This is a genomic window from Micromonospora sp. NPDC005305 (assembly GCF_040607315.1).
Taxonomy (GTDB): Bacteria; Actinomycetota; Actinomycetes; order Mycobacteriales; family Micromonosporaceae; genus Micromonospora.
Genome location: NZ_JBEXGL010000002.1, coordinates 252,736 through 271,152, shown reverse-complemented (window position 1 = coordinate 271,152; position 18,417 = coordinate 252,736). Strand labels below are relative to the sequence as shown.

Genomic DNA, 18,417 nt, shown 5'->3' with positions numbered 1-18,417 from the left:
CGCCTCAGCCGTCCGGGTCGGCTTCGGCGAGGATCGCGGTGACCCCGTCGAGCCCTTGCCGGGTGCCGACCACGACGACCACGTCACCTGCCTGGAACCGGAAGGTGGGATCGGGCGAGACGTTCACCTCGCCCTCACGCAGCACCGCGACGATGGAGGCGCTGGTGCGGGTCCGTGCCTTGGTGTCACCGAGCCGCTTGTTGACGTAGCGGGAGCCGGCCGGGATGAGGACCTGCTCGGTGAGCAGCCCGGCGGCCTGCTCGCGCAGCCCGGCGAGCTGGCCGAGCATGAGCGACGCGCCGAGGATGTCGGCCAGCGCCTCCGCCTCGTCGTCGGTCAGCGGTATGTCGTGTTGACAGGAGTCGGGATCGTCCGGGTCGTAGAGGACCAGGTCGCGGCGGCCATTGCGGTGGGAGACCACGCCGAGCCGGCGGCCGGATTCCGTCATCAGATCGTGACGGACGCCGATCCCGGGTAGGGCAGTCTGTTCGACACGTACTCGCACCCGCGCAAGGCTACCGTGCGGAGGAGGGGCCCCATGATCGGTCGCCGCGTGCTCCCGACCATCGGTCTGCTGCTGGTGCCGGCCCTCGCCGCCTGCTCGATCGGCGACGTCCGCCGGAACCCACCCGACCGGTCGTCCGCGTCCCCCCGGCCCGCGCCGACCGCGCCGGTGCCGTCGCGGGCCGTCGGCTTCGACGAGGTACGCCACGTCCGGGTCGCCGTCGACCGCCGGTACGACCGCCCGTTCGTGGAGTTCGCCGACGCCGAGCACGGGTACGCCCTCTTCGTCGCCGCCTGCGACGCCCCGCCGCCCCGTGGCGGCTGCCCCGCCGCCCTGCTCTACGCCACCATGGATGGTGGCCGCACCTGGCGAGCCCTGCGGCACCCTCATCCGGTGGCGGTGAGCCAGCAGCTCTACGCCGTACCGGGGGCGCTCGTGCTGCTCGCCGAGCCGTACGGCTGGTACACCTCGACCGACGGCGGGGTCACCTTCGCCCACACCACCGGCGGGGAACCGGCGGCGCTGGTGGCGGCCCGGGGTCGCTTCCAGGTGGCCGAGGGGCTCGGTGCGGTGGCCGAGTGGGACGGCGCCACCCTGCGGCCGTTGCCCGCCCAGCCGGCCGTACCCGGGCTGAACACCGTCGGCGGCTCGGGGGACCTGGTGGTGGCGGCCGGCGCGCGCGACGGCCGGCCGTTCGCCGCGGTGTCGCGGGACGGGGGCCGGCACTGGGTGTCGACGCCGCTGTCCTGGCGGGGCGACGAGGTGGGGGTGCTGCGCGTGGTGATCGCCCCGGACGGCGGCGCGTGGCTGGTCGGGGAGCGCCCGGACCGGACCGGCTTCCCGGCGCTCTGGCGGCTGGTGGGTGGCCCCGAGTGGGCGCCGGTCGGCGCGGTCGGGCATCCCGCGCAGGCCCGCTCGGTGGCGCCGCTCGGCGCCGAGCTGGTCGCGGTGACCGTCCCGGACGGGGTGGGCGTGGTGGCCGGCGGCCGCTACTACCGGGTGGACTGGCCGCTCACCGGGGAGCATTACCTCACCGTCCTGGACGACGGCACGATCGCCGCGCGTGGCCCGGACGACGTGGTGCTCGGTACGGGCTGGACGGCCAACCGGCGCTGGGTCAGGGTGGTGCTGGACCAACAAGCGTCGTGAGGGGCGTCACACCGCTGGAGTTGAGCGGAATAGACTCAACTCTGGTTGTGTCCTTTCCAGTGGACACGCCGATCCGGGGGAGCCCATGAACACGGAACGACTCACCACCAAGAGCCGCGAGAGCATCACCGGTGCCGTCGCGCTGGCGAACCAGCGCGGGCACGCCACCGTGGAGCCCTGGCACCTGCTGCTGTCGCTGCTGGACACCGAGGGCTCGACCGCCGCCGGCCTGCTGCGCGCCGTCGGGGCCGACCCCGCCGAGCTGCGCCGGGTCGCCCAGCGTTCGGTCGACGCCCTGCCCGCGGCGCGCGGCTCCAGCATCGCCGAGCCCACCCTGGCCCGCGAGTTCGTCAACGCCATCGGCGCCGCCGAGCAGATCGCCCGGCCGCTGGGCGACGAGTACACCTCCACCGAGCACCTGCTGGCCGGCCTGGCGCGGGTGGGTGGCGCGGTCTCCGTCGCGCTGAAGAACTCCGGCGCGACCGAGGAGAACCTGGTCGCCGCCTTCCCGACCGTGCGCGGCGGGGACCGGCGGGTCACCACGGCCGACCCGGAGCAGACCTACCAGGCGCTCGCGAAGTACGGCGTCGACCTGACCGCCAGCGCCCGTGAGGGGAAGATCGACCCGGTCATCGGCCGCGACTCGGAGATCCGCCGGGTCATTCAGGTGCTGTCCCGGCGTACCAAGAACAACCCGGTGCTGATCGGCGAGCCGGGCGTCGGCAAGACCGCCATCGTCGAGGGCCTGGCCCAGCGGATCGTCGCGGGTGACGTGCCGGAGTCGCTGCGGGACAAGAAGCTCGTCTCGCTCGACCTCGGGGCCATGGTGGCCGGCGCGCAGTACCGCGGCCAGTTCGAGGAGCGGCTGAAGTCGGTGCTGGAGGAGATCAAGAACTCCGACGGCCAGGTCATCACCTTCCTGGACGAGCTGCACACCGTGGTCGGTGCGGGCAAGGGCGAGGGCTCGATGGACGCCGGCAACATGCTCAAGCCGATGCTGGCCCGCGGCGAGCTGCGGATGGTCGGCGCCACGACGCTGGACGAGTACCGCGAGCACATCGAGAAGGACCCGGCGCTGGAGCGCCGCTTCCAGCCGGTGCTGGTCGGCGAGCCGACCATCGAGGACACCATCGGCATCCTGCGCGGCCTCAAGGAGCGCTACGAGGTGCACCACGGCGTGCGGATCACCGACGCCGCGCTGGTCGCCGCCGCCGCCCTCTCCGACCGCTACATCACCGACCGGTTCCTGCCGGACAAGGCGATCGACCTGGTCGACGAGTCCGCCTCCCGGCTCCGGATGGAGATCGACTCCCGCCCGGTCGAGGTGGACGAGATCGAGCGGGCGGTGCGCCGGCTGGAGATCGAGGAGATGGCGCTGGCCAAGGAGCCGGACGCCGCCTCGGCCGAGCGGCTGGCCCGGCTGCGCAAGGAGCTGGCCGACAAGCGTGAGCAGCTCACCGCGCTCTCCGAGCGCTGGCAGCTGGAGAAGAGCCACATCACCAAGCTCTCCACCGCCAAGGAGGAGCTGGAGCGGCTCGGCGGCGAGGCCGAGCGGGCCGAGCGCGACGGCGAGCTGGAGCGCGCCGCCGAGCTGCGCTACGGCCGGATCCCCGCCCTCCAGACCGAGCTGAAGCAGGCCGAGGAGGAGCTGGCCCGGCTCCAGGCCGACGGCGCGATGCTCAAGGAGGAGGTCGGGGCGGACGACATCGCCGCGGTGGTCGCCTCCTGGACCGGCATCCCGGCCGGCCGGCTGCTGGAGGGCGAGACCGCCAAGCTGCTCCGGATGGAGGAGACGCTGGGTTCCCGGGTCGTGGGCCAGACCGAGGCGGTCACCTCAGTCTCCGACGCGGTCCGCCGCGCCCGGGCCGGCGTCGCCGACCCGGACCGCCCGACCGGCAGCTTCCTCTTCCTCGGCCCGACCGGCGTGGGCAAGACCGAGCTGGCCAAGGCGCTCGCCGGATTCCTCTTCGACGACGAGCGGGCCATGGTCCGCATCGACATGAGCGAGTACGGCGAGAAGCACTCCGTGGCCCGCCTGGTCGGCGCCCCGCCCGGCTACGTCGGCTACGAGGAGGGCGGCCAGCTCACCGAGGCGGTGCGCCGCCGGCCGTACTCGGTGATCCTGCTGGACGAGGTCGAGAAGGCGCACCCGGACGTCTTCGACGTGCTGCTCCAGGTGCTCGACGACGGGCGGCTCACCGACGGCCAGGGCCGCACCGTCGACTTCCGCAACGCGATCCTGATCCTCACCTCGAACCTGGGGTCGTCGGTGATCAGCGATCTGACGCTGGCCGAGGAGCAGCGCCGGGAGGGTGTCCTCGCGGTGGTCCGGTCGCACTTCAAGCCGGAGTTCCTCAACCGCCTCGACGACATCGTGGTGTTCGCCGCCCTCCAGGGCACCGACCTGCGGGCGATCGTGGACATCCAGCTCGACCGGATGCGACGCCGTCTCGCGGACCGCCGGTTGTCGCTGGACATCAGCGACGCCGCCCGGGTGTGGCTGGCCGAGCACGGGTACGACCCGATCTACGGTGCCCGCCCGCTGCGCCGCCTCGTGCAGTCGGCGATCGGCGACCAGCTCGCCAAGGCCCTGCTGGCCGGCCAGATCCGCGACGGCGACACGGTGCAGGTCGACCTGTCCGACACGAAGGACGGCCTGACGGTCACGACGGCCTGAGAGCTGCGTTGATCAAGAAGTTTGCGTCGGCTGCGGCACATCGGCCGACGCAAACTTCTTGATCAACAGGGTCGGTGGTGGCCGGCCGGGGAAAGAGTGAGGGCATGGTGTTCGGGATCGGGGAGAAGGACCGGGAGTTGGACGCGGCCGTCGAGGAGCTTCGGCGGGCCGACACCCTCGCCTTCGGCGGGGTGGGCATCGCCGGGCAGATCCTGCCGGCGACCGACGCGTACCGGCACCTGGAGCGGGCGCTGCGGGAGCATCCCGAGGCGGCCCGGAAGAAGGTCGACCGGCTGCTGAAGCACGGGTCACCGGCCGGGAAGGCGTACGCGGCCACGCTGCTGGACACGGTCGACCCGGCGGCCGGCCGGGCGGCCTGGGAACGGCTGCGCGATGACGACGGCGAGTTCACCACGTTCAGCGGGTGCCTCATGGACCGCGCCACCCTGCGCGAGTACGCCGCCGAACGCCTCGCCGGCACCTGACCGTAGCTGACCGCTCACTCAACGAACGTCACTTCGGCGCGCGTGCGTCGGGTTGTTACCGTCTCCGCCGAAACACCTTGGGGGGAGACGGCCGTGAACGGTTCGCTGGCGTACGTGGTGGCCACGTTGGGGTGCCTGGTCGGGGTGGCCGGCGTGGTGATCGCCGTGATCGCCCTGCGCAGGGCCCGGTCCGCGCCACGCCCGAAGGCCACCCCCGGTGATCCCTTCCGCGACCGGGACGCCGACGCGCTGCGCGGCGACCCCCGCGCGCTCAAGCCCGGCGACATCGTGGAGATCCGCCAGGTGCCCTACACCGTGCGCGGCTCGGTGCACCTGGTCGAGGGCGGCTGGAGCTGGGCGGAGCACCTGCTCGACGACGCCGGCGGGGTGAAGCGCTGGCTCTCCGTCGAGTCGGAGCCGGACCTGGAGCTGGTGCTCTGGACCAGCGAGCCGTCGGCCACCGTCACCCCCGGGGCGCCGACGCTGGAGATCGCCGGCCGCCGCTACAACTGGGACGAGTCCGGCCAGGCGAAGTTCACCGCCACCGAGGGCACCGGCCTCGACCCGCGCGGCACCATGCGCTACCACGACTACCAGGCGCCCGGCGGGGCCCGGCTCTCCTTCGAGGCGTACGGGGAAGCGGGCTGGGAGGTGAACCTCGGCGAGCAGGTGCGCCGCGCCGAGGTGATGATCTACCCGCAGGGTGGCCCGGAGAAGGTGGGCTAGGACGTGCTCGTCGCCCTGCAGGCCCCGTACGTCGACACCCGCGCCGCCGACCTGAGCCTCGACCTCGGCGGCCCCGAACGCCCAGCCCTGCACGTGCGCGAAGTGACCCTGCCCGGCGGGTTGCGGCTGCGGTTGCGCCTGCTCGGCGCCTCGCACCAGGTGGTCTGCGGCGACCTCACCGAGACGGTCGCCTGCCTGCCCGGCCGCCCCCCGCACCTGCCGGACGCCCTGCACGACGAGACCGCCGGCTACCGGTTCACCGCCACGGTGCTCCGGCCGGCGGGCGACGGCCTGCGTACCCGGGTCGCCGCGCTCCGCGCCGACCTGGCCGACGACCCGTACGCGCTGGTCGGGGTCTTTCCCGGCGACGAGGACGCGGTGACCGCGCTCGCCGTCCGCCCCGAGCCCCCGGCCGGCTCGGTGTCCTGGCGCACCTGGCACGCGTATCCGCAGACCAACGAACTGGTCCTGACCGAGACGGTGGTGGCGCTGTGACGTATCGACGGTGGTTCGTCGTGGGGGTGGCGTTCGCCGTCATCGGCGCCGTGGTCGCCGCCTTCGCGATCTTCTACGGCAACTTCTCGCCCCGGGGCTACGTGGAGGACCGCTACAGCCGCGCGACCAGCCGGGACCTCGGCTCCGACGCGGTCGCGTACACGTCGAACCGGACGCCCAGCCAGGTGTCGAAGGAGATCACCGACGCCTGGCAGCCGGCCGACCAGTACGTCGACGGCAGCGGGGTCTACCTGCGCTACGACGACGACTCGGTGGTGATCCTGCCGCTCGCCGCCGGTTCGGTGATCCTGCTGGAGCGGATGACCACCGCGTACCCCCGCTACCACTCCCGGGTGGGCAGCCACTGGGGCTGGGGGCGAGGCAGCACGGTCCGCGGCGGCGGACCCGGCTCCGGCAAGTGACCTGACCCGACGAATCCTGGAGTCCCCTGTGCAGACCCTCCTCACCGATCTGCTCGTCACGCTGGCCTACGGCGTGGTCGGCGTCGCCCTCATGGCCGTCGGCTACGTGCTGGTCGACCTCGCCACCCCCGGCAAGCTGCACGAGCTGATCTGGGCCGAGCGCAACCGCAACGCCGCGCTGCTGCTCGCCTCGAACCTGGCCGGCGTGGGCATCATCGTGGTGGCCGCGATCGCCGCTAGCGCGGACGACTTCGCGCTCGGCCTGGTGGGCGCGGCCGCGTACGGGATCCTCGGGCTGGTCATCATGGCCGCGTCGTTCCTGCTGCTGGACATGGCCACCCCCGGCAAGCTCGGTGAGATCCTGGTCGACCCGGAGCCGCACCCCGCGGTCTGGGTCTCCGCAGTCGTGCACCTGGCGACCGGCGCGATCATCGCCGCCGCCATCAGCTGATGGCAGCCGGCAAGCGGGCGGCGAAGAAGAAGAAGACCGCCTGGGTCGCCTGGCTGGCCGTCGCCCTGGTCGTCGCCGGCTGCGTGGCGGTGGGGGTCCTCAACACCGGCGGGGACACCACGGTGCCGGCGCCGGCCGCCGACGAGCGCGCCGACAGCGTGGCCGTCCTCCAGCGCACCAGCGCCGAGCAGGGCCTCTGCTACGGCTGGGAGTTGGTGGACTACTACGACTACGGCGCCGCCCCCCGCAACGTCGGCTCCAACCTGGGCGACGGGGTCGCGGTCGAGGAGAATCCGGGCTGCCCGCGCTGGGTGCAGGTGACGGCCAACATCGGGTACGTCTCGGAGAGCAGCGAGAGCAACGACTTCGCGCGGATCGAGGTGACCGGCTCCCCGGACATCGACTCGGCCGACCTCTGGCAGGTCGAGAGCGGGCTGGGGCGGCTCGGGCTCACCGAGGACGTCTTCGTCGACGACCCCGGCTGGGCGGTCACCCGGGCCGCGGTGATGCTGCCGCTGCTCGCCGTCGAGGCCGGCCTGGCCGAACCCGCCGACACCCCGGTGCCGGCGGCGGCCAGCCCGTCCCCGCTGCCCGACGCCGGTAGCGACTACCTGCGGGACCGGTGGGGCTGGCTGCTCGCCACCGTCGGGCTGCTCCTGCTCGCCGCGCTCTTCGTCACCGTGGGCGTGGTGCAGCGCCGCCGGCAGCTGCGGGTGGTCGTGCCCGCGCAGCGCGCCGGGGCGGGCGCCGCCGGGCGTACCCGGGAGAAGGCGTGACCACCGACGCGCCGGCGCGGCCGCGGTGGCGCCCGGCCCGCGCGGCGGTCCTGCTCGCGGTCTTCGTCTGCGCGGCCTGCGGCCTGGTGTACGAGCTGGCCCTGGTCGCGCTCGGCAGCTACCTGATCGGCGACACGGTCGGCCAGGCGTCGATCGTGCTCGGCGTGATGGTCTTCGCCATGGGCGTCGGCGCGCTGGTCGCGAAACCGTTCCAGTCCCGGGCGGCGGCCGCGTTCGCCGCTATCGAGCTGGCCCTGGCCCTGCTCGGCGGCCTCTCCGTGCTCGGTCTCTACGCCGCCTTCGCCTGGCTCGACCTCTACGGGCCGGCGCTGGTCGGCACCGCGTTCGTGCTGGGCCTGCTGATCGGCGCCGAGATCCCGCTGCTCATGGTGCTGTTGCAACGCATCCGTGAGCAGGCCGCGGGCAGCGCCGTGGCCGACCTCTTCGCCGCCGACTACGTCGGCGCGCTGCTCGGCGGGCTGGCCTTCCCGTTCCTGCTGATGCCCGTCTTCGGCCAGCTCAAGGGCGCCCTCGTGGTGGGCGCCGTGAACGCCGTGGCCGGCCTCGCCCTGGTCTGCACGGTCTTCCGCGCCGACCTCGGCCGCCGGTCCCGGGTCGCGCTCGGCGCCGGCGCCGTCGTGGTCGCGCTCTGCCTCGGGTACGCCTGGGTGACCGCGCACGACTTCGAGGTGACCGCACGGCAGCAGCTCTACCGCGACCCGGTGGTGCACGCCGAGCGCAGCCGCTACCAGGAGATCGTGCTGACCCGGTCGGTGCGCGAGGTCGGCCACGCCGACACCGACCTGCGGCTGTTCCTCAACGGTGACCTCCAGTTCAGCTCGGTCGACGAGTACCGCTATCACGAATCGCTGGTCCACCCGGCGATGCGCGGGCCGCACGGCAACGTGCTGGTGCTCGGCGCCGGGGACGGGCTGGCGTTGCGGGAGATCCTCGCGTACCCGGACGTGCGCCAGGTGACCCTGGTCGACCTCGACCCGGCCGTGGTGCGGCTGGCCCGTTCCGAGCCGCAGCTGCGGGACCTGAACCGCGACTCACTCGCCGACCCCCGCGTCCGGGTGCTCAACGTCGACGCGTTCGGCTGGCTGCGGACCGCCACGGAACGCTTCGACGTGGTCGTCGCCGACCTGCCCGACCCGGACGAGACGACCACCGCCAAGCTCTACACGGTCGAGTTCTACGCGCTGATCCGGCCGGCGCTGGCCCCCGGCGGCCGGCTCGTGGTGCAGTCCGGCTCGCCGTACTTCGCGCCCCGGTCGTACTGGTCGATCGAGCGGTCGATCCGGGAGGCGGGCTTCGCCACCGTGCCCTACCACGTGGACGTGCCGAGCTTCGGCGACTGGGGCTTCGTGCTCGCCGCGCCGGGCGGCACGCCGCCCACGTTGGGGCTGCCCGCCGACGCGCCGGCGCTGCGCTTCCTCACCCCGTCGGTGCTCGCCGCGGCGGCCACCTTCCCCGCCGACCGGGCCCGGGTGGACGTGCCCGCCTCGACGTTGCTGCAGCCCAGGGTGCTGGAGTACGCCCGCGCGGAGTGGCGCGGCTACTAGCGTCGTAGCCATGCCCGCCCGTCCGTCCCGCTGGTCGCGACCGCCCCGGGCACTGGAGGCGCCGTCGTACCTTCAGGCGTTCGTGCTGGCCGGGGTGGTGACCGTGCTGGTCACCCGGGCGTACCTCCAGGCGACCGGCTTTCCGCAGCTCGGCGGCGGCGGGCTGCACATCGCGCACGTGCTCTGGGGTGGACTGCTGATGACCGCGGGCCTGGCCGTGGGGCTGATCTTCCTCGGCAGCGTGGCGCGCATCCTGGGCGCCATCCTGGGTGGGATGGGCTTCGGGCTCTTCATCGACGAGGTCGGCAAGTTCGTCACCGCCGGGACGGACTACTTCTACGCCCCGGCCGCCAGCATCATCTATGTCGCCTTCGCCCTGCTGGTCCTGCTCACCCAGGCGCTGCGCGGCCGGACCCGGCTCTCCGGGCCGGAGCGCACGGCGAACGCGCTGTACACCGTGGTCGGGGGTCTCACCACCGGCCTCACGGCCCGGCGCCGGGCGGCGGTGCTGCGGATGGTCCAGGGTTGCGGGCCGGAGGTCGAGGGGGCGGTCACCCGGCTGCTGGACGTGGTGCCTCGACGGGAAACGCCCGCACCCCGGTTCTGGCACCGCTGGGTCGCCCTGGCCCGCCGCGCGCTGGTCTGGATGACCACGCACCGGTGGGTGGTGTCCATCGTGGTGCTCTACGTGGTCGGCGAGCCGTTCGTCGTCGTGCTGCGGGTCCTGCTCGACGCGATCACCGGCCACCTGCCCGACCAGGACGAGTGGGGTGCCCTGCTCGGGGTGTCGGCCTCCGCGCTGATCACCGCGGTGTTGAGCATCCGGGGCGCCCTGCTGCTGCCCAGCGACCAGACGCGGGCCTTCCGGCAGTTCAAGCTCGCGCTCCTCGTGGACCTGCTGTTCGGGCAGATCTTCAGCTTCACGGTCAACCAGTTCGGCGCGGTCTTCGCGCTCGGCGTGGATCTCTTCCTGCTCGCGGTGGTGACCGCCGAGTACCGCCGGCTGCAACGGGAGGCCGGGGAGGGGTCCACGAGCTGACCTTCGGCGCGCGGCATCAATGGGTCGGGGCCGCTACTGTGTGGGCCTGATCTAGAGAAGGAGAGAGTCATGACCGATTCCTCCCCGGCGCCGGGCCGAGCGCGTCCGGGCCTGGTGGCGGCATCCTTCTATCTGCTGCTGCTCTTCGCGCTCACCCAGTTGATCGGTCTGATCGTGACCGTCGCGGTCAGCAGCCGGTTGAAGGAGGGCTTCGAGCGGGCGTTCGAGGGCACGACGACGGGCGCCCAGGACGTCGGCACCTTCGTGGTCGCCTTCACCATCGGGACCGCCGCCCTGCTGCTCGTCCTCGCGCTGGCCCTGGTCGTCCTGGGCCTGTTCAACAACCGGGGCCGCAACGGCACCCGGATCGCCACCTGGGTGCTGGGCGGCATTCTCATCTGCTGCCTCGGCGGCACCCTGATCAGCGGTGCCACCGGTGCCATGGGTGGCAACACCGGAGGCGACGGGCCCTCCGCCGAGGAGCTCCAGCGCAGCCTGAACGACGCCCTGCCGTCCTGGTACGGGCCGGTGAGCACGACGCTCGGGGTGCTCGGGCTGATCTCGCTGCTGGCCGCCCTGATCCTGCTGGCGCTGCCCAAGGCCAACGAGTTCTTCCGCAAGCCGAAGCAGGGCTGGGAGCCCCCGGTCCCGGGTGCCGCCTACCCGGCGGAGCCCGGCTACCCGCAGACCCCGGGCTACCCGGCCACCCCCGGCTACCCCGGTCAGCCGGCTCCCGGGCAACCGGGCCAGGCCGGCCCGTCGCCGGAGTCCGGGGAGCGCCGGGAGGGCGAGCCACCCTCGGCAAGTTGACGTCCGGATAAGAGCGACGCCGACGATCCCTCCGAGTAGGTTGCAAGCCGACGCCTACCGGAGGGATTCGTCGTGTCGTACCCCCATGAGGCCCCGCCCCGCCGGCCGGGCGCGGTGGTCTCGGCGGCGGCGCTGCTGCTGCTGATGGCGGTGGGCGCCGTGGTGTACGCGGTCGCCACCCTGCTGGTCACGGCGGGCACGGTGGCCCGCTTCCGGGAGGCGGCGCGGGGGACCGACGCGGGCGGAAGCGAGATCGACGGGGTGGCGTCGCTGCTGCGCGCCTCCACGGTGCTCTCCGCCGTGCTGGGCGTGCTGGTGGCGCTGCTGCTCGTCGGGCTGGCCCTCGGGTTGCTCGCCGGCCGGTCCGGCGCGCGGGTGGCCACCTGGGTGGTCGCCGGGCTGGGGCTGTTCTGCGGCTGCTGTGGCCTGGCGGTGCTGGTCGGGCAGCGGACCGCGCCGCTCCGGCTCGGCGCCGACGACCGGGTCACCGCCGACCTGCTGGCCCTGGTCGGTGACGCCTACCCGTCCTGGTGGATCCCGGTGAACGCGGCGCTGTCGGTGGCGCAGATCCTCGGCTACCTGGTGGTGGCCGCGCTGCTCACCCTGCCGTCGGCCGGGGCCTTCTTCCACCGCCGGGCGCCGCGCCCGCCGGCCGGGCCAACTCCACCGGCCGGTCCGGTCCCGGCCGGCCCGGGGTACGGTCCGCCGCCGCCGGCCCCGGCCCCGCCGGCCGGTCCGCCCACGCCGGGACCCGGCGCCCCCGCCTCGGCCGCCCCCGCCCCGGCCTACGGGCACCCCTCGCCCTGGGGGCCTCCAACCGGCACGCCCCCCACTCCGCCGCCGTCGGCCCCGCCCTGGCCGACCCCACCCCCCGAGGACCGCCCGTGACCGACGCACCACCCCCCGCACCGCGCCGGGCCCTGATCACCGGCGCCAGCCTGGGCATCGGCGAGGCGTTCGCCCGCCGGCTCGCCGCCGACGGCTGGGACCTCGTCCTGGTGGCCCGGGACGCGGGCCGGCTCGACGCGCTGGCGGCCGAGCTGACCGAGCGGCACGGCCACCGGGTCGAGACCGTCGCCGCGGATCTGTCCACCGACGACGGCTGTGCCGCCGTGGAGGGCCGGCTGACCGCCGAGCCGCCGGTCGAGCTTCTGGTGAACAACGCGGGGATCAGCCTCAACACCCCGTTCGTCCGGTCGACCGTCGCCGACGAGGCACGACTGGTCCGGCTCAACGTGCTGGCCGTGCTCCGGCTGACCCACGCGGCTCTCGGCCCGATGACCCAGCGGGGCCACGGGGCAGTGATAAATGTCTCTTCCGTCGCGGGTTTCGGTGTCCCCATGCCGGGATCGACCTACTCGGCCAGCAAGGCCTGGGTGACGAATTTCAGTGAATCGATCGGCCAGTCGGTCGCCCCGCTCGGCGTACGCGTGATGGCGCTCTGCCCCGGCTACACCCGCACCGGCTACCACGAGCGGGCCGGCATCGACATGTCGCGCACCCCGGCGTGGATGTGGCTGCGGGCCGAGGACGTGGTCGACGAAGGGCTGCGTGACCTGCGCAAAGGCAAGCCGGTCAGCGTGCCGAACTGGAAGTACAAGCTGGCCGTGGCCGGGCTGCGGCACGCGCCCCGACGGCTGCTGCGCGGCGCCTCCCGGGACACCCGCGGGCGGGTCGGCCGGCCCGGCGGCTGACCGCGCGCCGACCCCTCGGAGGTCCCGTCGCCGGGATGCCCGCCCGCTGACCGGGGTGGACGGTCGCACAGCGTAGTCAGCCATCGCCACCCGTCGGTCGCCCGCAGGGTTGACCCGGGTGGACCCCACGCCCGGCTCCCAGACTTGCGAAGTACCCTCTATCGCCATGGGGGACCACGACGACCTGCGTAAATTCATCACTGACCTGGCTGTGGTCCACGGCCGGGTGGTGCTCTCGTCGGGTCGGGAGGCGGACTGGTACGTCGATCTGCGTCGCGTCACGCTCCATCACCGGGCGGCGCCGTTGATCGGCCGGGTGATGGGCGACCTGACCGCCGACTGGGCGTACGACGCGGTGGGCGGCCTGACCCTCGGGGCCGACCCCGTGGCCACCGCGATGCTGCACGCGGCGGCCGGGACCGACCGCCCGCTGGACGCCTTTGTGGTCCGCAAAACGGGTAAGGCGCATGGCCTCCAGCGACGGATCGAGGGGCCGGACGTGGCCGGCCGCCGGGTCCTGGCGGTCGAGGACACCTCGACGACGGGCGGCAGCGTGTTGACCGCCGTCGAGGCATTGCGCGAGGCCGGGGCCGAGGTGGTGGGTGTGGCGGTTATTGTTGATCGAGGCGCCGGCGACGCGGTGCGAGCCGCCGGACTGCCTTATCGGGCGGCCTATACGTTGGCTGACCTCGGCCTTGTGGCGTAAAAGTCTGCCGATTCGGATCTGCTGATATGCAGGCGGATCGATGCTGCTGGTGGAAGGATGGAAAACGTGGGAACTGCGTTGGCTGAAATGACCATGCCTCAGATCTCGCCGCTTGCCGGCGAGCCGATCGAACGTGCCGACGCCGAGCGGCTCGCGGGGGTCCTCAAGGCCCTCGCGGACCCCGCCCGGCTGCGGCTGCTCAGCCTGATCCAGTCGGCTCCCGAGGGGGAGGCGTGCGTGTGTGACCTCACCGCGCCGCTCGGCCTCTCGCAGCCGACGGTCAGCCACCACCTGCGCATCCTCACCGAGGCCGGCTTGCTGGAGCGGGAGAAGCGCGGTGTCTGGGCGTACTACCGGTTGGTGCCGACCGCGATCGCCACGATCGCGGATCTGCTCACCCCGCCGCGGAAGCGGGCCACCAAGAAGGCCCGCTGAATCCGGACGTGTCCGAGAGGGTGGCCGCCTCACCTGAGTGCGGCGACGGGTGGCGTGCCAGGGGTGGCGCCACCACCGGACGGTGACGGCTGCCCGTCATCCGTGCCACCCGCAGGTCGACAGGTCGTAGTCGAAGGCCGGCCCCCACGAGGGGGCCGGCCTTCGGTGTGTCCGAGGTCAGCGGCGGTGCCGGCCGGGTGTCGGGTCAGCGGCGGTGCTGGCCGCCGCGCCGGTGCTGCTGCTGGTCGTCGTCGCCGTCGATGGCGTCCCGGACCGCGTCCACGGCGCCCGCCGCGCTGGCCGCGGCGATCACCGCGACGGCCTCACCGCGCTTGCGGGCCCGCCGGTCGCGGAGGAACTCGAAGAAGATCGGCAGCACCGAGATCAGGATGATGAGCGCGACCACCGGCAGGATGTACCGGTCGATCTTGTCGCCGATCGCGTCGTAGATCTGGTGGGCCAGCAGGTAGCCGATCAGCAGGATGCCGTCCACCCAGAGGATCGCCCCGACCACGTTCCACAGGAGGAACTGCCGGGCGGGCATGCCGAGCACGGCGGCCACCGGGTTGAGGAAGGTCCGCACGATCGGGATGAACCGGGCCAGCACCACGGCCTTCGCCGGGCCGAACTTCTGGAAGTAGTACTCGGCCTTCTCCACGTACTCCCGCTTGAACAGGCGGGAGTTGGGGCGGTCGAACATCCGCTTGCCGTAGCGCGCGCCGAGCCAGTGGCCGAGCTGGGCGCCGGCGATCGCGCAGAGCGGGCCGCCGATCAGCAGGCCGGCCAGCGAGAGCCGGGTGCCGTTGCCGAAGATGGCATCGGCCACCGGAGAGGCGGCCACCCCGGCCAGGAAGAGCAGCGAGTCGCCCGGGAAGAAGAAGCCGACCAGCAGGCCGGTCTCGGCGAACAGGATCGCCCAGACGCCGACCATCCCGAAGGTGTGGATGAGGTCCTTCGGGTCGAGCGGGTTCAGGGCCACGCTCTCGGAGAGCATCCGGGTCTTCTCTGCTGTGTCCACGGCCACAAAGGGTACCCGGGCGCTGTGCGGCGCCTCGCCGGACCGGGCGTACTGGTCACCGCCGGGACCCGGACATGCCGGTGCCCCGCCGACCGGAGGGTCGGCGGGGCACCGTCGTCGCGGTGGTGCTTCCGTCAGGCGACGAAGCGGGTCCGCCGGCGGCGGGACACCACGTAGCCGGCCGCACCGGCGGCGAGCAGCAGCGCGCCGACGCCCGCGATCAGCGCGGTGGAGGAACCGGTGATCGGCAGCGTGCCGCCGTCACCCTCGCCACCGCCACCCTGGCCGCCCTCGCCACCCGGCGCGGCGTTCACCACGACCTTGGCACTGTCGTTGGCCGGCTTCAGGTCACGGTAGAAGCCACCGTCGCACTCGCACGGCACGTTGATCTTCACGAGGCCGGTCGCGTTCGCGATGACCTTGTCGATCCGCAGCGCGAAGTCGAGGTTGACGCTGTCCCCGGCCTTCAGGAACGAGTCGAAGTAGCAGCGGTAGTGCTGCGCCCCCGGCTTGCCGGGCTCGCCCCACTCGTCACCGTTCACCGGGAAGCAGTTCTCCGGCACCGTGACCGCCGTGGTGCCCTTCGGCACGTCCAGGGTCAGGTAGGTGACCGAGCTGCCGGACCGGCTGTAGTCGAGCGTCGCCGGGCCGTTGTTGCGGAGACCCACGGTCGCCTTCACCGTCGCGCCGGCCTTGCCGGTCACCGAGGCGCCGAGCGCCTCGAGGTCGGTGCTGTTGTTGCCGGTCACCGTCACCTGGAGGTTGGTGCCGTTGTTCTCCGGCCTGGGGTCCGCCTGGAAGCCCCGCGCGGTGGCCTTGCTGCCGGCCTGGGCCAGGGTCAGCTCACCGTCGGTGCCCGGCTCGCCGATGGTCGCGTCGTAGTGGTCCACGTAGCCCTGGAAGTCCTCGAACTCGTCCGGGGTCATCCAGATGATCTCGCCGTACTTGAAGCCGGGGGCGAGGCTGTCCGCGCCGAGCACGTACGGCAGCGACGCGGTGACGGTGCTGCCCGCCGGCAGGTCGTCCTTGAACCGGCAGGTCCGCAGCTCGTCGCCGACGTAGGTGCAGTTGCTGTAGTGCTTGCCGGCGTTGAGGCCGTAGTCGTTGTAGAAGATGACGGCGGCGCCCTTGGCGGTGCTCTTACCCGCGTTGCTGACCTTCAGCGGGGCGGTGAAGCTCTTGCCGGGCGCGACGGACACCGCGGTCTCCGGGCCGGCCGCCAGGTCGACGCCCTCGCCGACGCGGACCTTCGCGTCGTGGGAGACGGCGTCGAAGCCCGTCGCGGTCAGCGTCACCTTGAGCGTGCCGGCGTCGCCGTCCTGCGCCTTGTCGGTGGCCTTGATCTGCACCGCGGAGAGCCCGGCCACGCCCCACTCGTCGACCTCGACCTCGTAGGGCGTGGTGCAGACGAGCACGTTCTGCGAGGGGCTGGTGCAGTCGTTGCCCGTGTCCTCCTCCTCGCCGACGGTCACCTTGCCGGCCAGGTCGGAGAAGTCGTAGCGGATGGTGAGGTCGTGCAGCACGACCGGGGCCGAGCTGTGGATGGTGCTGTATTCGATCTTCCCGTCCGAGCCGGTCGCGATCGTCGTGTCACCGAAGTAGATGCCCAGCTTGGCCTGGGACTCCTCGGCGAAGGCAGGGGTGGCGGAGGCGGCGACGAACGCGCCTGCGACGCCCAACCCGGCGAGCCAGCGCCGGGTGGAGTTGGTGAGCATGGTGGGGGGTTCCTCCCGTGGGGGTTGATCAGGTGGAGCCCGTGGAGCTTAGAGAACCCTTAAGTCGCCGCGCTGTCCCAGGTGACGCCACCCGGCAGATATTGACCGAACGGTTGATCGGGGGTCGTGCAATGTTCCGCCGGCCCGTACCCGTCAACAGGGCGGGACACCGGGAGGTGCAGTGACGTACGAGGAGTTCGCCGACGCGCGGCTGGGCGCCCTGTTGCGGTACGCGGTCATGCTGACCGGGGATCCGCACCAGGCCCAGGACCTGGTGCAGGAGACCATGGTCCGGGTCCAGCTCAACTGGCGCCGGGTCGCCCGCAGCGACGCGCCCGAGCGGTACGTGCGCCGGATGCTCACCAACCAGTTCATCGACTGGCGGCGCGGCTCGTGGGCGCGCCGGGTGCTGCTGCGCGGCGAACCGGACGAGGGGTTGCCCGCCCCGACCGACCACGCGCAGTCCGCCGTGGACCGGGACCAACTCTGGTCCTGGTTGTCCCGGCTGCCCCGGCGGCAGCGGGCCACGCTGGTGCTGCGCTACTACGAGGATCTGCCCGACGCGGAGATTGCGGAGATCCTCGGCTGCGCCGTCGGCACCGTCCGCTCCTGCATCTCCCGCGCCCTGGCCACCCTCCGAGCCGAGTACGTGGAGGTCTGCTGATGATCGAGGACGACCTGCGGGCCGCCTTCGCGCGGCGCGAGGAGATGACCCCGGCGGTCGGCCCGGTCCGGCTCGCCATCGACCGGGCCGTGGTCCGCCGCCGGCGCCGCCGGCTCCGGCTCCGGCTCGCCGGGACGGCGTTGGCGGTGGTGGCCGCCGCCCTGGCCGGCTTCACCGCGGTCGCGCCGCGGCCGCCGGACCGCCCGAACCTGCTGGCCCCGCCATCGCCGACGCCCACCGGGGCGCTGAACATGCTGCTGGTCGGTGTGGACGGGCCGGCGGACCGGCAGTACCGGCTCGCCGACTCAGTGCTGCTCGTGCACGTCCCGGCGGATCGGAGTCGGCTCTATCTGATCTCGCTGCCGCGTGACCTGGAGGTGTCGATTCCCGGCCGTGGCCGGGACAAGCTCAACTCCACCTTCCTGGTCGGTGCCGGCGAGCCGCATCCGGACCTGGTCCGCGGCTACGCCGTGACCAGGCAGGTGGTCAGCGACACCACCGGCGTACGGATCGACGCGGGCGCCGTGCTCACGTACCAGACGACCCGCGAGCTCACCGACGCGGTCGGCGGCGTACCGGTCTGCCTGCCCGCGGCGGTGCGCTCGGTGCACACCCAGCGGCGGTTCCCGGCCGGCTGCCAGCAGCTCGACGGCACCGCGGCGGTGGACCTGCTGCGGCAGCGCTACGGCCTCCGGGACGCCGCGCTGGACCGGGACCGCAACGCCGGCCGGTACGCGGCCGGGCTGCTCCGGCGGATCCAGGAGCAGGACGTGCTGACCAACCCCGTGCTGCTCAACCGGCTGATCACGAAGGTCGGCCCGAGCCTGGTGACCGACACCGGGGAGCTGTCCCTGCCGGCGCTGGTCTCGGCGGCCGGGACGGCGGCCGACGCCGAGCCGGTCGCGGTCGGCCTGCCGGTCCGCTACCAGGAGAAGCCGCCCTACGGGTTCCGGCTCGACCCCGCCCTGGCCCCGGGTCTCCTCGACGCGTTGCGCGCCGATCGGCTGGGCGAGTGGACGGCGGCCCACCCGGACCGGGTCACCGCCCTGCGCTGAGGCGGGCGGGGCCGACGGCCCCGCCCGCGT

General features: G+C 73.0%; 20 protein-coding genes. 17 read left to right on the top strand and 3 right to left on the bottom strand.

Annotated features, from left to right (window positions below):
• Positions 1-4: 4 nt before the first annotated feature.
• Complete coding sequence (locus ABZS80_RS04430) at positions 5-505, bottom strand: cation:proton antiporter regulatory subunit (protein WP_355054407.1); 501 nt, start codon at positions 503-505, stop codon at positions 5-7.
• Positions 506-538: 33 nt separating this feature from the next.
• On the opposite strand from ABZS80_RS04430, the gene ABZS80_RS04425 reads away from it, so the two are divergent.
• The 15 genes from ABZS80_RS04425 (at position 539) to ABZS80_RS04355 (ending at position 13,935) form a co-directional block, all read left to right on the top strand.
• Positions 539-1,654, top strand: coding sequence for a hypothetical protein (locus ABZS80_RS04425; protein WP_355054406.1), 1,116 nt, complete (start codon positions 539-541; stop codon positions 1,652-1,654).
• 85 nt (positions 1,655-1,739) lie between these two features.
• A complete protein-coding gene (clpB, locus tag ABZS80_RS04420) occupies positions 1,740-4,331 on the top strand; it encodes an ATP-dependent chaperone ClpB (protein ID WP_355054405.1) in 2,592 nt (863 codons plus the stop codon).
• 104 nt (positions 4,332-4,435) lie between these two features.
• Positions 4,436-4,816, top strand: coding sequence for a hypothetical protein (locus ABZS80_RS04415; protein WP_355054404.1), 381 nt, complete (start codon positions 4,436-4,438; stop codon positions 4,814-4,816).
• A gap of 93 nt (positions 4,817-4,909) precedes the next feature.
• On the top strand, positions 4,910-5,542 hold the full coding sequence (locus ABZS80_RS04410) for a DUF4178 domain-containing protein (protein ID WP_355054403.1): 633 nt from the start codon (positions 4,910-4,912) through the stop codon (positions 5,540-5,542).
• Positions 5,543-5,545: 3 nt separating this feature from the next.
• On the top strand, positions 5,546-6,037 hold the full coding sequence (locus ABZS80_RS04405) for a DUF2617 family protein (protein WP_355054402.1): 492 nt from the start codon (positions 5,546-5,548) through the stop codon (positions 6,035-6,037).
• Positions 6,034-6,459 carry a DUF4247 domain-containing protein gene (locus ABZS80_RS04400; protein ID WP_355054401.1) on the top strand — a complete coding sequence of 142 codons (426 nt, stop codon included), beginning with the start codon at positions 6,034-6,036 and terminating at the stop codon, positions 6,457-6,459. The genes ABZS80_RS04405 and ABZS80_RS04400 overlap by 4 nt, the downstream gene beginning before the upstream one ends.
• Positions 6,460-6,487: 28 nt before the next feature.
• Positions 6,488-6,910 carry a DUF350 domain-containing protein gene (locus ABZS80_RS04395; RefSeq protein ID WP_355054400.1) on the top strand — a complete coding sequence of 141 codons (423 nt, stop codon included), beginning with the start codon at positions 6,488-6,490 and terminating at the stop codon, positions 6,908-6,910.
• Entirely contained in the window at positions 6,910-7,686 is a 777-nt protein-coding gene (locus ABZS80_RS04390) for a hypothetical protein (protein ID WP_355054399.1), read from the top strand. Before ABZS80_RS04395 ends, ABZS80_RS04390 begins: the two co-directional genes overlap by 1 nt.
• On the top strand, positions 7,683-9,251 hold the full coding sequence (locus ABZS80_RS04385) for a polyamine aminopropyltransferase (protein ID WP_355054398.1): 1,569 nt from the start codon (positions 7,683-7,685) through the stop codon (positions 9,249-9,251). The genes ABZS80_RS04390 and ABZS80_RS04385 overlap by 4 nt, the downstream gene beginning before the upstream one ends.
• Positions 9,252-9,261: 10 nt before the next feature.
• On the top strand, positions 9,262-10,290 hold the full coding sequence (locus tag ABZS80_RS04380) for a hypothetical protein (protein ID WP_355054397.1): 1,029 nt from the start codon (positions 9,262-9,264) through the stop codon (positions 10,288-10,290).
• 69 nt (positions 10,291-10,359) lie between these two features.
• A complete protein-coding gene (locus ABZS80_RS04375) occupies positions 10,360-11,100 on the top strand; it encodes a hypothetical protein (RefSeq protein WP_355054396.1) in 741 nt (246 codons plus the stop codon).
• 72 nt (positions 11,101-11,172) lie between these two features.
• The gene (locus tag ABZS80_RS04370) at positions 11,173-11,988 is read left to right on the top strand and encodes a hypothetical protein (RefSeq protein ID WP_355054395.1); all 816 of its coding nucleotides are present in this window, start codon (positions 11,173-11,175) and stop codon (positions 11,986-11,988) included.
• Positions 11,985-12,794, top strand: coding sequence for an SDR family oxidoreductase (locus ABZS80_RS04365; RefSeq protein ID WP_355054394.1), 810 nt, complete (start codon positions 11,985-11,987; stop codon positions 12,792-12,794). Before ABZS80_RS04370 ends, ABZS80_RS04365 begins: the two co-directional genes overlap by 4 nt.
• A 166-nt stretch (positions 12,795-12,960) precedes the next feature.
• Positions 12,961-13,500, top strand: coding sequence for an orotate phosphoribosyltransferase (pyrE, locus tag ABZS80_RS04360; RefSeq protein ID WP_355054393.1), 540 nt, complete (start codon positions 12,961-12,963; stop codon positions 13,498-13,500).
• 57 nt (positions 13,501-13,557) lie between these two features.
• The gene (locus ABZS80_RS04355) at positions 13,558-13,935 is read left to right on the top strand and encodes a metalloregulator ArsR/SmtB family transcription factor (protein WP_076468717.1); all 378 of its coding nucleotides are present in this window, start codon (positions 13,558-13,560) and stop codon (positions 13,933-13,935) included.
• Between the two features lie 205 nt (positions 13,936-14,140).
• Here ABZS80_RS04355 and ABZS80_RS04350 read toward each other — a convergent pair whose 3' ends face one another.
• Both ABZS80_RS04350 and ABZS80_RS04345 read right to left on the bottom strand, forming a co-directional pair.
• Positions 14,141-14,929 (bottom strand): DedA family protein, encoded by a 789-nt coding sequence (locus ABZS80_RS04350; protein WP_355054667.1) that lies wholly within the window; start codon positions 14,927-14,929, stop codon positions 14,141-14,143.
• Positions 14,930-15,087: 158 nt separating this feature from the next.
• Complete coding sequence (locus ABZS80_RS04345) at positions 15,088-16,668, bottom strand: LPXTG cell wall anchor domain-containing protein (RefSeq protein ID WP_355054392.1); 1,581 nt, start codon at positions 16,666-16,668, stop codon at positions 15,088-15,090.
• A gap of 181 nt (positions 16,669-16,849) precedes the next feature.
• On the opposite strand from ABZS80_RS04345, the gene ABZS80_RS04340 reads away from it, so the two are divergent.
• Complete coding sequence (locus tag ABZS80_RS04340) at positions 16,850-17,332, top strand: SigE family RNA polymerase sigma factor (protein ID WP_355054391.1); 483 nt, start codon at positions 16,850-16,852, stop codon at positions 17,330-17,332.
• Positions 17,332-18,387 (top strand): LCP family protein, encoded by a 1,056-nt coding sequence (locus tag ABZS80_RS04335; protein ID WP_355054390.1) that lies wholly within the window; start codon positions 17,332-17,334, stop codon positions 18,385-18,387. Before ABZS80_RS04340 ends, ABZS80_RS04335 begins: the two co-directional genes overlap by 1 nt.
• Positions 18,388-18,417: the final 30 nt, after the last annotated feature.

Bases quoted from the DNA above. Each gene is read 5' to 3' on its own strand.
- ABZS80_RS04425 (WP_355054406.1), top strand. From the start codon at position 539: ATGATCGGTCGCCGCGTGCTCCCGACCATCGGTCTGCTGCTGGTGCCG.
- clpB (WP_355054405.1), top strand. From the start codon at position 1,740: ATGAACACGGAACGACTCACCACCAAGAGCCGCGAGAGCATCACCGGT.
- ABZS80_RS04415 (WP_355054404.1), top strand. From the start codon at position 4,436: ATGGTGTTCGGGATCGGGGAGAAGGACCGGGAGTTGGACGCGGCCGTC.
- ABZS80_RS04390 (WP_355054399.1), top strand. From the start codon at position 6,910: ATGGCAGCCGGCAAGCGGGCGGCGAAGAAGAAGAAGACCGCCTGGGTC.
- ABZS80_RS04380 (WP_355054397.1), top strand. From the start codon at position 9,262: ATGCCCGCCCGTCCGTCCCGCTGGTCGCGACCGCCCCGGGCACTGGAG.
- ABZS80_RS04375 (WP_355054396.1), top strand. From the start codon at position 10,360: ATGACCGATTCCTCCCCGGCGCCGGGCCGAGCGCGTCCGGGCCTGGTG.
- pyrE (WP_355054393.1), top strand. From the start codon at position 12,961: ATGGGGGACCACGACGACCTGCGTAAATTCATCACTGACCTGGCTGTG.
- ABZS80_RS04355 (WP_076468717.1), top strand. From the start codon at position 13,558: ATGGAAAACGTGGGAACTGCGTTGGCTGAAATGACCATGCCTCAGATC.
- ABZS80_RS04350 (WP_355054667.1), bottom strand. From the start codon at position 14,929: ATGCTCTCCGAGAGCGTGGCCCTGAACCCGCTCGACCCGAAGGACCTC.
- ABZS80_RS04345 (WP_355054392.1), bottom strand. From the start codon at position 16,668: ATGCTCACCAACTCCACCCGGCGCTGGCTCGCCGGGTTGGGCGTCGCA.
- ABZS80_RS04335 (WP_355054390.1), top strand. From the start codon at position 17,332: ATGATCGAGGACGACCTGCGGGCCGCCTTCGCGCGGCGCGAGGAGATG.